Here is a 13,928-nt window from a genome sequence, read left to right as displayed (position 1 = left end):
TAAATTACAACGCACTGATTAACAATAACTTAAAAATATAATTACTGAAATATGTTAAGTTATGTTAACCCTTGCACACACAAGAAAGCCCGGTAATTGAATAGGCTATGGCATAAAAATTACTCTTTGGTAAGTGTTCATCCATAAGGATATCACCGTTTAGGGAAAACCACGGATATGCGTTTCAAACTTACCTTATTATTGCTATTGGATATTGTAAAGCCAATAGGCTAACTTTACCGCTCGCCTTATTTGAAAGGGCAGTATTTGATCTATGGATTCCATTTGCCTTGTTGAGGATAACGAAAAGGTTTCATCATTTATAAAAAAGGGGCTCAATGAGCATAAGTACGGCGTTGACGTTACCCCCAATGCCGAGAATGCTCTGCAAATGCTGCAGCAAAAAAATTACAACCTCGTTATATTGGATGTGATGCTCCCTGGCATGAGCGGTATAGACTTTTGTAAAGAGGTGAGAAAGAACCAGCCCCTGCTGCCCATTTTGATGCTGAGCGCTTTAGGCACTATTGACGATCGTGTTAACGGCCTAAAATCGGGTGCCGATGATTACCTGGTAAAACCCTTCCACTTTAACGAGCTGCTTGCCCGCATAGAAGCCCTGCTGCGCCGCAAAAAAGTGGCCGAGGAAGAAAATCACATTCTGAGTTTTGGCGGGTTAAAACTGAACACCTGGGATAAAACCGCCGAACGCGAGGGTCAGCAGATCATCCTCACCGCTAAAGAATACAGCCTGCTGGAACTGTTTATCCAGCACCCGGCAAAACTCCTCTCTCGTGAGTTTATTATGGAAAAAGTATGGGGTATTAATTTTGATACCGGCACTAATATGGTGGATGTGTATGTAAACTACCTCCGCAATAAAATTCAAAAAGGCTTCGATAAAAAACTGATCCATACAGTTATTGGTATGGGCTATATTTTAAAGGACTAATACCGGCCATGAAGATAAAAACCCGCCTCTCCCTTTATTTTACGCTCATTAGTTCGGGGGCGCTGCTGCTGGTTTTGGTGGCAGTTTACATCGCGGTCTTCTCTTTTTTTAACGCCGATTTTTATAACCGCTTGCAGGAGCGTACCAAACTGGCCTCGCAATTTTATCTAAAGGCCGATGAACTGGCAACAGATTCGCTGATGCAGGTGCAGCAAAAATATTTAGAGAAGCTGCCCGATGAGGTGATCCGCATATACGATGATTACAACCTCTCTGCCTTTAACATGAAAAACCATGTTTACTGGACAAAAGAGATCATAGAACAGGTACGAAAAGAAGGCGTCCTCGAGTACGAAGAAGGCACGCGAAAAGTAGTTGGCAAATACTATCACGATAACCAGGGCAATTATGTAATACTGGCTTCGGCAGTAGATACCAACCTGTCGCGCCGCACGGTGGTGCTGGCTAAAATAACAGGCGTGCTTTTCGTTATATTTGGTACAGGTTTGTTTTTCGCGGGGCGGGTTTTTGCGCAAAAGGCATTGTCGCCCGTGGATAAGATCATCTCGCAAATAAGCAATATACAAGCCAGCAACCTGCATTTACGGGTGGATGAGGTGAACACCAAAGATGAGATAGCCCAGTTGGTGAACAACTTTAACCGCTTGCTGGAGCATTTACAAAACGCCTTTGAACTGCAGCAAACCTTTGTGGCAAATGCCTCGCACGAATTGCGCACACCCCTTACCAGCATTATGGGAGAGGTGGATGTAGCCCTCAACAAAAAACGCAACATGGCCGAGTACGAGCGGGTGCTGCATTCCATAGCCAATGACGGCGGCCGCCTGCAGGAAACTATTACCAGCCTGATGGAACTTGCACAGGTAGACCTTAACTACACCCGCGCCGCCCTCACCCCGGTTAGGGTTGACGAACTGATATGGGAGCTTGATGAGTATTGGACCAATAAAAAAGGGCCGGGCTTACTTAAAATTCAATTAGCCAATCTGCCCGAGGATGAAGAGCTGCTCACCATCCCGGCACATAAATCCATGCTGTATATCGCGTTGAATAACATTATTGACAACGCCTTTAAATATTCGGGCTCTAACCCGGTTGTATTAAATTTTAAGGCTGACGCCACAAGTATCGCCATAGCTGTGACAGATAAAGGGCAAGGCATCAGCAAAGCCGACATCGAAAAAATATATCAGCCCTTCTTCAGGGTGAATACGGATAAATCGGTATCCGGCAGCGGTATCGGCCTGTATATCACCAGCAAGATCGTCGAATTGTTTAAGGGCAGAATCTACGTAGCCTCGCAACCCGGCGAGGGCAGCACCTTCACGGTAACGTTTTTAAAATAGCAAGAGCCGTTTTAAATTCTAATGCTAATCTAATTTGGTTTTAATGCGCCTCTAATTTGAGTGAAATAGGTTTGTATCATCAAATTCTATTGAGCTCATGATAACCAGGTACATCCGAACCGTCTTCATTTTAGCACTGCTAATTACAGTTGCCCGGGGCGCACACGCACAAACAGACACGCTTAAAATTACTTTTAAAGATGCCGAAAAAGCCTTTTTAGATAAAAACCTGAACCTGCTTGCCCAAAAGTATAATGTTGATGCCGCCCAGGCATTGGTAAAACAGGCCAAGCTTTGGGACAACCCCGTTTTAAGCACCGACCAAAACATTACCGATGCCAACAAAAAGTATTTCGACCATAGTTCGGGTAAAGGGCAGGTATTTGTACAGCTGAGCCAGCTGATAAAAACCGCGGGCAAACGCGGCAAGCAGATCCAGATAGCGCAGGATGGTGTACAAATTCAGCAGGCGCAGTTTAACGATCTGCTGCGCAACCTGCACTATAACTTACTCTTAGATTTTTCGCAGGTGGCCAACCTCCTGGACCAGCGCAAGGTTTACCAAACCGAGATAGCATCAGCTACCAATATGGTGAACGCTATTGAAAAATCATACCAGGCGGGCAACAATTCGCTGAAAGATGTGATCCGTTTGAAAGCGTTGAACTTTGGCCTGCAGAACGACCTGGTAGAAATAGACCGCCAGATAAACGATTTGCAAAGCGAGCTAAAAACACTGCTCACCGCCAACGAAACGCAATTCATATCGCCGCAGATCACCTTTAACAATACCGATACCACGCTGAACGCCGCAACCCTTGCCGAACAGGCAAAAACACTTCGCGGCGATTATTTGGCCAATAAATACCTGTACGACCAAAACGTACACAACCTTGCACTACAAAAGGCACTGGCCGTGCCCGATATCACCATAGGAAGCACATACGATCAGCATAGCAGCTACGCCAACAACTATATTGGGTTAGAGATCAGCCTGCCCCTCCCCCTGTTTAACCGCAACCAGGGTAACATCAAAAACGCCAAACTAACGGCACAAAGCCAGGAATATACCGTGCAGGGCAACGAACTGCAGTTAAAGAACGATGTGTACTCGGCAGTTAACCAGTACAAATTGAGCCAGCAATTACTCAGCACCAACGAAACGGATTTTTACAACAAGTACGATCAGTTGTATAACAGTATGCAAAAAAGCTTCCAGCAGAAACAAGTGGGCCTGCAGGAATTTATCGATTTCTTCGACTCGTACCGCGAAACCAAACTGAAGATCTTACAACAGCAACTTAACCTGCAAAAAGCCATTGCCGACCTCAATTTCGCGGTAGGCACCACGGTAGTAACGCCACTTTAATCAACCGAAAACAGCAACACATCAGCATAAAAAACAACATGAAAAAAGAACTCCTATATATGGCAGCCGGGTTATTGGCCCTTGCATCCTGCCAGGAAAACAAAACCGGTACTATGGAAAGCAAACAGGTTTGCGTAAGCGATTCCATGGCCAAAATAATAACCGTTGATACCGCCAAAACCACGCAAATGAAGGATGAACTTTCCCTATCGGGCGAGGTATCTTTTGATGATAACAAAGTGGTAAAAGTGTTCCCGTTCACCAGCGGGCAGGTAATGGAAGTAAAGGTGTCCCTGGGCGATAAGGTAAGCAGAGGTCAAACCCTTGCGGTACTGCGCAGCGCCGATGTGGCCGGTAACTATACCGACCTTACCTCTACCAAAGCCGACCTTGCCATCAGCAAACGTCAGTTAGAGCAAGCCGAATACCTGTACAAAAACGGTATCTCCAGCGAACGCGATTACACCGAGGCAAAAGAGAATTATAACAAAGCTGTAGCATCTAACAGTAAAGTAAAACAGCAGATCGCAATTAACGGCGGCGGCAATACCAGTGCCAGTGGCTCGTTGGTGATCAAAGCACCCGGCGATGGCTACATCGTAGAGAAGAATATAACCGCGGGTAACTTCATCCGCCCGGATAACAGCAGCAGCTTGTTCACCATCTCTAATATGAAAGATGTGTGGATCTGGGCAAACGTGTTCGAGTCGGACATTGCTAAGGTTAAAAAAGGATATGATGCGAAGATCACTACGCTGGCTTACCCCGATAAAGTTTTCACCGGAAAAGTAGATGAAGTAAGCTCGGTATTGGACCCGGATAACAAGGTAATGAAAGTTCGTATCGCTTTACAAAACAAGGATATGCTGCTGAAACCCGAGATGTTCACCAATGTACTCATCACCAATAAAGAAGCAACCAGCTCGGTAGCCATCCCTGCATCGGCTGTGATATTTGACAGCAGCAAAAACTTTGTGGTGGTGTATCACGACAAATGCAATTTACAGGTACACGAGGTGAGCGTAATAAAAACGGTTGATAACATTACCTACATCTCCTCCGGATTAAAGCCGGGCGATAAGGTGATCTCTAAAGGCCAGCTATTACTTTACGATGCTTTAACCGAGGAATAAGCCACTCAAAAAGATTGTCTGTAACACAAATTGTTTTTACGGTAACCTAACCGGCTGCCATTATATTAAGTAAATGAACAAGCTCATTAAAAATATTATACACTTCTCGCTCAGGCACCGGGCGATGGTGTTTTTCCTTACCGGTGTTCTGGCTGTATTGGGCGTCTGGAGTTATTTAAATACCCCTATTGAAACATTCCCGGACGTAACCAATACCCAGATCATCATAATTGCGCAATGGCCCGGCCGCAGTGCCGAGGAGGTGGAGAAAATGATCACCGTGCCTATGGAGACCGTTTTAAACTCGGTACAAAAAAAGGCTAACCTCCGTACTACGTCATCATTCGGCCTTTCTTACGTGCGTATCATTTTTGATGACGACGTGGATGATGCCTTTGCACGCCAGCAGGTGCTTAGTCGCTTAGGTAATGCCGACCTGCCCGATGGTGTAAAACCAGAAGTTGAGCCACCATACGGCCCAACCGGCGAAATTTACCGCTATACACTCAAAAGCAAAACAAAATCTATTCATGATCTTACTGCCATACAGGATTGGATCCTCGACCGCCAGTTTAAATCTATCCAGGGTGTGGCCGATGTAAACAGCTTTGGCGGTGAGGAAAAAACTTACGAAGTAAGTGTTAACCCATCCCTGCTGGCAAAATACGGCTTAACATCGCTCGATGTTTTTACCGCCATTAACCGAAGTAACATCAACGTAGGCGGCGATGTGATCGAGAAGAACGACCAGGCATTTGTGGTGCGTGGTATCGGCTTGATCAACAACATCAGCGAGATCCAGAACATCATCATCAAGAACGTGAACAACGTGCCTATACTGGCGAGCAACGTTGCCAATATTAAGGAAAGCGGTCTGCCACGTTTGGGCCAGGTAAGCCGCGACCGGCAAAAGGATGTGATAGAAGGTATTATTGTGATGCGCAAGGGCGAAAACCCTGCCGAAGTGCTGGCGAAGATCCGTGATAAAGTTGCCGATCTGAACGATAACATCCTGCCGAAAGGTGTAAAAATTGACACCTTTTACGACCGCACCAACCTGATGGATTTTTGTACCGAAACGGTGATTCATAACCTGTGCGAAGGTATTGTATTGGTAACGGTTATCGTGTTCCTGTTCATGGCCGACTGGCGTACCACCTTAACAGTAGCCATTATTATACCGCTCGCATTGCTATTTGCCTTTATATGTATGCGTATTAAGGGGATGACGGCCAACCTGCTCTCGATGGGCGCGGTAGATTTTGGTATCATTATAGATGGCGCGGTGGTGATGGTGGAGGGTATATTTGTAGCGCTCGATCATAAGGCCAAGGAAGTGGGTATGCAAAAGTTTAACGGGCTTGCCAAACTGGGCCTGTTCAAAAACGTTGGTGCCGAAATGGGTAAGGCCATCTTCTTCTCCAAACTGATCATCATCACTTGTCTGATCCCGATCTTCGCGTTCCAGAAGGTGGAGGGTAAAATGTTCTCTCCATTGGCTTATACGCTGGGCTTTGCCTTACTTGGCGCGCTTTTGTTTACGCTCACCTTGGTACCCGCTTTATCCAGCATCCTGTTACGCAAGAATGTAAAAGAGAAACATAACCCGGTCGTGATCTTCTTTGAGAATGGCATCCGCCGGCTGTTTACGTTCACTTATAAAAACCAAAAGTTAAGTTTAATTATCGCGTTCAGTTTTATGGCGCTTACGTTTTTCTCTGCCAAATTCCTGGGCACAGAGTTCCTGCCCGATCTGAATGAAGGCGCGTTGTGGGTAGAGGCTGAGTTGCCTATGAGCGTTTCCTTAAACCAGGCAGAAAGCATCAACCAAAAAATGATGCAAATATTGGAGAAATTCCCCGAAGTAAAACAAACGCTTGCGCAGGTTGGCCGTACCAACGATGGTACCGACCCTAAAGGCTTTTTTGATGTACAGATCCAGGTGGATCTGAAGAATAAGAAAAACTGGCCAAGCGGCATAACCGAAGAGGAACTGATAGACCAGATGGATACCCAACTGCGCAAATTGCCGGGTATCGTATTCAACTATTCGCAGCCAATTCGCGATAATGTTGACGAAGCAGTAGCTGGTGTAAACGCCAGCATGGCCGTTAAGATCTTCGGTACCGATTTTGAAGTACTGGATAAAAAAGCCGATGCGGTAATGAAGGTGTTGAAAGGCATTAGAGGTGTTGATGACCTTGGTGTACTGCGTAACCTTGGCCAGCCCGAGTTTAGAATAGAGCTTGACCAGCGTAAAATGGCACTGTATGGTGTTACCACTGCCGATGCAAACTCGGTGATTGAAATGGCCATTGGCGGTAAAGCGGCCACGCAGCTATATGAAGGCGAACGCAAATTCGATATCCGGATCCGTTATCAGAAAGAGTATCGTGATACTCAGGATAAAATAGAGAACCTGATGGTGCCAACGCTTAACGGTTCTAAGATCTCCATCAAAGAGATCTCAACCGTTAAGGAATTAACAGGCCCGGCGTTTATCTTCAGGGATAACAACGCCCGCTATATCGCCGTAAAATTCTCGGTGCGTGGCCGCGATCTGGGCAGTACCATAGCCGAAGCACAGGCCAAGGTAAACAAGGACGTTAAATTAGACCATGGTTACGCCTTCACCTGGAATGGTGAATTTGAGAACCAGATCCGTGCATCAAACACACTGGCACACGTAGTGCCTATTTGTTTGCTGGTAATCTTCCTGATATTATATATGATGTTTGGTAACGCCAAAGATGCCCTGCTGGTAATTATGAACGTACCTTTCGCCCTCATAGGCGGTATATTGGCCCTGCACATTACGGGTATCAACTTCAGCATCTCGGCAGGGATAGGTTTCATCGCCTTGTTTGGGGTGTGTATCCAAAACGGGGTGATCCTTATCTCAGTGTTCAAAAAGAACCTGGAAGCGGGCCTCCATTTGGACGAGGCCATCCTAACCGGGGTAATATCCCGTGTGCGCCCAGTGGTGATGACGGCCCTGATGGCAGCTATCGGTTTAATGCCGGCAGCTATATCAACCGGGATAGGATCCGAAACACAGAAACCTTTAGCGGTAGTAGTAATAGGTGGTTTGATCACCTCAACCATACTTACCTTACTTATTCTGCCTGTAATTTACGCCATTGTGAACAGGTTTATTCACAAACGCGAGAACCGCAAGCTGTTAAAGCGGATCGGTGCTATAAACGCATAAGTTGCCCCCACTATAGATGAAAAGAGGCTGCCACTTAAACAAGGCAGCCTCTTTTTATTTTAAGGGAATAGCATTAACTATTTCCCTACTTCAATTACATGGAAAGTGCCCGGTACCATTTTAGGGCGCGGGTTAGCATTTTCTGCGGTTGGCGCAACAGCTTCCAGTTTTGCAGTTGGTAAAAACAGGTGGTGAGTAAGCACATCTATACCGATAGTGCGCGCGCCTTTTTCAGTGGTGATATTCTCAATAAATGCGAATTTGTTAGCGCTGATCTCTTTTATTACAGATATAGTACCCTCGTTATTTGAAGTATAAGCCCTCTTAAGGGTTGGGTCGAATGCCACCCCATCGCAATCCCCGATGTGGAACTTGGCCAGGTTTTTACCGTTTGTGGCATCCATTACTACCAGGGTTTGGTTGCCGCCGCAACCCACAAATAAACGGTTGGTAGCACGGTCCATAGCCAGGCCCGATGGTTCGTCGCCATCATTTATTTTATAGCGGGCTATTACTTTGTAGGTAGCCGCGTCAATAGCAACCACCTCGTTGGTGGTTTCGGAATTTACAAATACTTTACCCTTACCGTCAGACACACCGGTTTCGGGTTTACCGCCAAGCGGGATAGTTGCTACAACTTTATCGGTAGCCGGGTCAATAACCGATGCGTCGTTGCTGCGACCGTTAAAGGCGTATACTTTTTTTGAGAAATCATCATAAAAAATAGCGTCGGGGTTAGTGCCTACCGGGATTCTGGCAATTTCGGCGTTGGTTTGCAGATCGAATACCGTGCAGCTGTTATCGCGGCCGTTGCTGGTATAGCCTTTGTTTAATGCCTTTACTAATGCTATACCATGTACGCCGTTGGTGTTCGCAATAACGCCGATAGAATCGCCCGTGGCGGTGCTCAGGATGTTTACCTGTGTACCATGCGATACATAGATCTTTTTACTTTCGGCATCTACCGTTACATAATCCCAGCCTCCCTGGCTTTTTATGCTGTGGCTTTTAAGGACATGAAAGCCGGTTTTGGTTTGAGCGAATGTGTTGAAGGAAGCCATAGCTAACGCAACTACCGCAAGCCCCTTTATTGTTTTTAAGTGGATCATAATGTCGGGTTTAATTTTACGCTATGATAGGATTGTAATCTGTAGGAATATTGGATAATAGAGGATATTAATTAGCACTATAAATCTTACCATCAGGGCATGTAAAACACTTGTTTCAACGGTTGGCTTACAGGGGAATTATCCGGGTTGGTTTCCATAATATCGGCCATGTACTCCCACCAACGCTGTACAATGGGATGGGAACCCAAATGCTGCGACGACTGGCCTGATGACTGCTCCTGCACCGCAAATAAAATGTTGGTGCTTTCGTCTAAGAAAATAGAATAGTCACTTACGCCTGCTTCTTTTAGCAAAGTTTTCAACTCTGGCCAGATCTCGGCATGGCGTTGTTCATAAATACCTTTGCAACCCGGTTTTAGCTGCATTTTAAAAGCTATTTTTGCCATTTAACGTAATCTATTTTGAATTTTTACTTTCTTTTGCTGCTAATTTAGCTTTTTCATTTTTAAGGACAACTGTAATTAATATACCGATTTCGGGCGCGATGCCGAAGCTACACCAAACACAGCTGAGGGTTTGCTGCCCATCGTAATTACCATGCTGCCTCCCTTGGCCAGATCGGTATGCAACAGGTACGATTTGGCATAAGGCTTACCATTAAAGCTGATACTTTGGATATACTTATTGGAACCCACGTTATTTTTCACGCTGATATGGAAGGTTTTACCGCCCGCCAGTTTCAGCACGGCATCATTAATAACCGGACTGCCAAATACATAAGCACCATTTGCAGGATTGACCGGGTAAAAGCCCATAGCCGATAACACGTACCAGGCCGACATCTGCCCCACATCCTCGTTGCCGATAATGCCATCCTTTTTATTGGTGTAAAAAGTATCTAATATGTATCGTACCTTTTCGGCGGTTTTGTATTGCTGGCCCGCGTAGGCATACATGTAAGTGATATGGTGGCTCGGTTCGTTACCATGGGCATACTGCCCTATTAAGCCGGTGATATCGTTCGAGGCCTCGTTACCCATATCGCCTTTAACGGTGAACAAAGAGTCAAGCTTTTTAACAAAGGTATCTTTGCCACCCAACAATTGCATCAGCCCTTCCACATCCTGCGGAACCAGCCAGGTATACTGCCAGGCATTGCCCTCGGTAAAATCATCCTTCATGTGGCGCGAAACAAAGGGGCTGAACGGGCTGCGCCATTCATTTGCACCCAGGCGGCCACGCATAAAGTGGGTTTCTCTGTTGTAATAGTTCACATAGTTTTTACCACGCTTGCTAAAGTATTCGTAATCCGCATGCTTGCCCAGCTTTTTGGCCATTTGCGCAATGCACCAATCATCAATGGCGTATTCCATGCCGGTGGCTACGGTCTCGGTCATGGTATCGGCGGGGATGTAACCCAGTTCCTTTACAAATTTTAAGCCGCGGCGATCTCCCATGGCGGTAGTTTTTACGGCTTCGTAAGCCAGCTCGCGATCAAAACCTTTGTATCCCTTTAAAAAGGCATCGGCAACAACCGGGATGGCGCTGTTACCCACCATACAATCGGTTTCGCTGCCCATTAAATGCCAAACGGGTAGCCTGCCCTGCTGCTGGTATATTGCCAGCATCGAGCTGATGATATCGTTAACACGCTCGGGCTGAGTAATGGTCATCAGCGGGTCCTGTGCCCGGTAGGTATCCCATAACGACATGGTGGTAACATTAGTAAAGCCCGCATTATGGTGTATTTTTTTATCGGTGCCCAGGTAATCGCCATTGTAATCGTTATAAACCGATGGGGCAATCATGGTGTGATACATGGCGGTATAAAAGGTACGCATACGCGCCGGAGTAGCTTTGATAGCGATTTTACTTAATTCTTTATTCCATAATGCATTGGCATCGCTTTTTATCCGGTCGAAATCCCAGGTGCAAGCCTCGGCAGCTATGTTCAACAAGGCATTGTCCATACTTACCGGTGAGATGCCTACTTTAATTTTCACCTTCTCGCCCGCAGTAGTATTAAAGCTGAGCACACCCTTTACATTACGGCCCTTTAATTCGGCGCCACTTACTTTGGCGAGGCTATCATAAACCGCAAAATTGCTGATGCGGTTTGAAAACACCGCCGCAAAATAGATCCGGTCATCCACCGACCAGCCCGAAGAATGGCGGTAACCTATTATGGTAGTATCGTTAACCTGTTTAATAAAAGTTTCCACCGGGTGATCCCAGCCGATACCTTTTTGCAGATCGATAACGATGTGCGCATCCTTTGATTTAGGGAAAGTATACTCATGCATCCCCACCCTTGTGGTAGTGGTAAGCCTGACGCCGATATTGTAGCGCTTTAACTTTACTGAATAGAAGCCGGGTTGAGCGATTTCTTCCTTATGGCTAAACAGGGAATAATAGCCGCCGCTGTAACCATCTGCCAAGTTGCCGCTTACCACTTTTACATCGCCCGTGGTTGGCATAAATTGAATGTCGCCCAAATCGCCGATACCCGTACCACTTAGGTGGGTGTGCGCAAAGCCTGCGATGGTACTGTCGGAATAATTATAACCAGAACACCAATCCCACTCAACCGCTTTTATGTTAACCGGGCCTAATTGCACAGCGCCGAATGGAACATTCGCTCCCAAAAACACATGCCCGTGCAGGGCCGTGCCGATAAAGGGAGCTACAAAAGAGGTGTAGTTGGTTGGCCTAACATCAGCCTTTTTTGCCTGTCCGAAAACGCCTATGCAAGCAGCGCATAGTGCTATTGATACGAGGGATAATCTGAAATACTTTTTCATCAATTATTTACTATTGGCGATGCCGGGTACTTTTTTATACATATTATTATAAGCCTCGAAAGACCAGTGATTTTTTTAGCGCTATGCTTAATTCTTCAACCATTCTGAGGAAATATCTTTTGGCTCCGAACCAGCTTCGTTTTTAAAGGAAGCGGTTGCCACAATGGAGGTAGCAGGCGTAACAATAAAACTGCCACTTGCCGGGATCAGCTCGGTTGGGTAAGGGATAATCGGGTAACGCGCGTCCGTTTGCTGTGCCGAAGCATTTGCAAAGCCCAGCACCGTGAAAGAAAAAGCCAAAACTGCAGCTCTATAAAATTTCATCAGGAGGAATATTAGTACGTTACTTTTAAAGTGGACGCGTATCGAGCAGCGGTGTTGTTTTGGATAGCAGCGGGGATGGTTATCACCAGATCATCACCGGTCAGTTTATACTTAAGGCTTTGTTTAAAGCCAAGCATGGTTACCTTTTTAATGGCTTTTACATGGTTAACCTTAATAATTACTGTTTTACCCAGCTTCACGCCGTCCTTATCGGCCAAAACAAAGGCATATATGGTATTAGCGTTTTTTGCTTTAGTATAGTATACATTGCCTGTAGAATATGGCGCAACCGATGTGGAACCGTAAATACCTTCACCGTTCACCTGCATCCAGGCGCTAACTTCGCTTAGGCGTGAGTAGGCTACCGGATCCCAGTCGCCATCGGGACCAGGGCCTATATTTAATAACAGGTTACCGCCGCGCGATACGATCTTCACTAATAGCTGCACAATTTGGTGGGCGGTTTTATAGTGGTCGTTTGGTACATAGCTCCACGAATCGCCCATGGTGATGCAAGTTTCCCATGGATGATCCAACGGTGTTTCGGGTACCTGCTGCTCCGGCGTGGTGTAGTTTTCAAATTCGCCGGTTACGGTACGGTCCACTACTATCAACCCCGGTTGTTTGCTACGGGCCATGCCTGCAATTTTAGGCATATTAATATCCTGGTTGAATTTGATGCCGCGCTGCCAGTCTACCGTAGTATCAATGGTGCTTTTTGGGCGTACCCACCCTCCATCCAGCCATAAAATATCAACCTTACCGTAATCCGTCATCAGTTCGCCTATCTGGTTATAAGTAAAATCTTTAAACTTCTGCCATCTATCGGGATGCATAGCCGGGTCGTAATTTACATTACGATCTTTAGGGGGAAAATATGGCCACCAATAATCTTCGGAATGCCAATCGGGCTTGGAAAAATAAGCGCCTATCATAAAATTCTCTTTACGGAAAGCATTGAAGATCTCTTTGGTAACATTGCTGCGCGGATTAGAAGAGAATGGCGTTTTTGCCGACGTGATCTTATAATCCGTCTGCTTGGTATCAAACATGCTGAAACCATCGTGGTGCTTGGTAGTGAAAATAACATACTTCATCCCGGCACTTTTTGCCGCGGCCACCCATTTTTCGGGGTTGAACTTTACCGGGTTAAAGGTGGTTTGCAGGTTTTCATACGCTTTTAAGTAACCGTTATAAGTAGCACCATAAGGGCCTTTGCGTTGTGTCCAGCCTTCATCTTCGGGGCAAATGCTCCAACTTTCTACCACCCCCCATTGACTGTAGGTACCCCAGTGCATAAAAAGCCCAAATTTAAGGTCCTGCCAATTGTTTAGTTTCTTTTTCACCAATTCATCGGTGGGTGCCTGGTATGTTTTAGACATATTATGCTGCTGCGCCACCAATACGGTTGTATTTATCAGCACCAAAAGCAGGGTAACGAATTTTTTTATCATCTATGTTTATATTATATATTGATGCATTTTGTAATCTATTGACATTTTTTAAACGGATTTTGCCTACATAAGGCGCTATTTTTTACACACTATTACAACATTTGCCTTTTTTACAGCCCTAACGAACAGACTTATTTTACCATTTACACTTTCTATTGTTATTTTCCAAAAAAAAGAAGTGGTTTGTGTCTAATCAGCGCTTTTCCTTAACGTAAATGATACACTAAGTTTCAAATCTTTTTAAAAT

10 protein-coding genes are annotated in these 13,928 nt (G+C 45.6%); 5 read left to right on the top strand and 5 right to left on the bottom strand.

Features of this window, described 5'->3' with window-relative positions:
• Positions 1-274: 274 nt before the first annotated feature.
• The 5 genes from EPL05_RS20975 (at position 275) to EPL05_RS20955 (ending at position 8,032) form a co-directional block, all read left to right on the top strand.
• On the top strand, positions 275-952 hold the full coding sequence (locus tag EPL05_RS20975) for a response regulator transcription factor (RefSeq protein WP_128535952.1): 678 nt from the start codon (positions 275-277) through the stop codon (positions 950-952).
• 8 nt (positions 953-960) lie between these two features.
• Positions 961-2,319 (top strand): sensor histidine kinase, encoded by a 1,359-nt coding sequence (locus EPL05_RS20970; RefSeq protein WP_128535951.1) that lies wholly within the window; start codon positions 961-963, stop codon positions 2,317-2,319.
• Positions 2,320-2,416: 97 nt separating this feature from the next.
• On the top strand, positions 2,417-3,688 hold the full coding sequence (locus EPL05_RS20965) for a TolC family protein (protein ID WP_128535950.1): 1,272 nt from the start codon (positions 2,417-2,419) through the stop codon (positions 3,686-3,688).
• Positions 3,689-3,726: 38 nt separating this feature from the next.
• The gene (locus EPL05_RS20960) at positions 3,727-4,821 is read left to right on the top strand and encodes an efflux RND transporter periplasmic adaptor subunit (protein ID WP_128535949.1); all 1,095 of its coding nucleotides are present in this window, start codon (positions 3,727-3,729) and stop codon (positions 4,819-4,821) included.
• Between the two features lie 73 nt (positions 4,822-4,894).
• The gene (locus EPL05_RS20955; protein WP_128535948.1) at positions 4,895-8,032 is read left to right on the top strand and encodes an efflux RND transporter permease subunit; all 3,138 of its coding nucleotides are present in this window, start codon (positions 4,895-4,897) and stop codon (positions 8,030-8,032) included.
• A 77-nt stretch (positions 8,033-8,109) separates the two neighbouring features.
• Here the strand turns inward: EPL05_RS20955 and EPL05_RS20950 are convergent, their stop codons facing one another.
• The 5 genes from EPL05_RS20950 to EPL05_RS20930 all read right to left on the bottom strand — a co-directional run bounded on the left by EPL05_RS20950 (position 8,110) and on the right by EPL05_RS20930 (position 13,681).
• On the bottom strand, positions 8,110-9,141 hold the full coding sequence (locus EPL05_RS20950) for a YncE family protein (RefSeq protein ID WP_128535947.1): 1,032 nt from the start codon (positions 9,139-9,141) through the stop codon (positions 8,110-8,112).
• Between the two features lie 92 nt (positions 9,142-9,233).
• Positions 9,234-9,548, bottom strand: a complete 315-nt coding sequence (gene rhaM / locus EPL05_RS20945) for an L-rhamnose mutarotase (protein WP_128535946.1) — start codon at positions 9,546-9,548, stop codon at positions 9,234-9,236.
• A gap of 75 nt (positions 9,549-9,623) precedes the next feature.
• Positions 9,624-11,903: a GH92 family glycosyl hydrolase gene (locus EPL05_RS20940; RefSeq protein ID WP_128535945.1), complete on the bottom strand. Its 2,280-nt coding sequence runs from the start codon at positions 11,901-11,903 to the stop codon at positions 9,624-9,626.
• A gap of 87 nt (positions 11,904-11,990) precedes the next feature.
• On the bottom strand, positions 11,991-12,227 hold the full coding sequence (locus EPL05_RS20935) for a hypothetical protein (RefSeq protein ID WP_128535944.1): 237 nt from the start codon (positions 12,225-12,227) through the stop codon (positions 11,991-11,993).
• 11 nt (positions 12,228-12,238) lie between these two features.
• Complete coding sequence (locus EPL05_RS20930) at positions 12,239-13,681, bottom strand: alpha-L-fucosidase (RefSeq protein WP_128535943.1); 1,443 nt, start codon at positions 13,679-13,681, stop codon at positions 12,239-12,241.
• Positions 13,682-13,928 lie beyond the last annotated feature (247 nt).

Origin of the sequence: Mucilaginibacter gilvus (assembly GCF_004054195.1) — a bacterium.
Taxonomy (GTDB): domain Bacteria; phylum Bacteroidota; class Bacteroidia; order Sphingobacteriales; family Sphingobacteriaceae; genus Mucilaginibacter; species Mucilaginibacter gilvus.
Note: the sequence above shows the minus strand (reverse complement) of the source record. Positions and strands in the feature narration are given on the sequence as shown.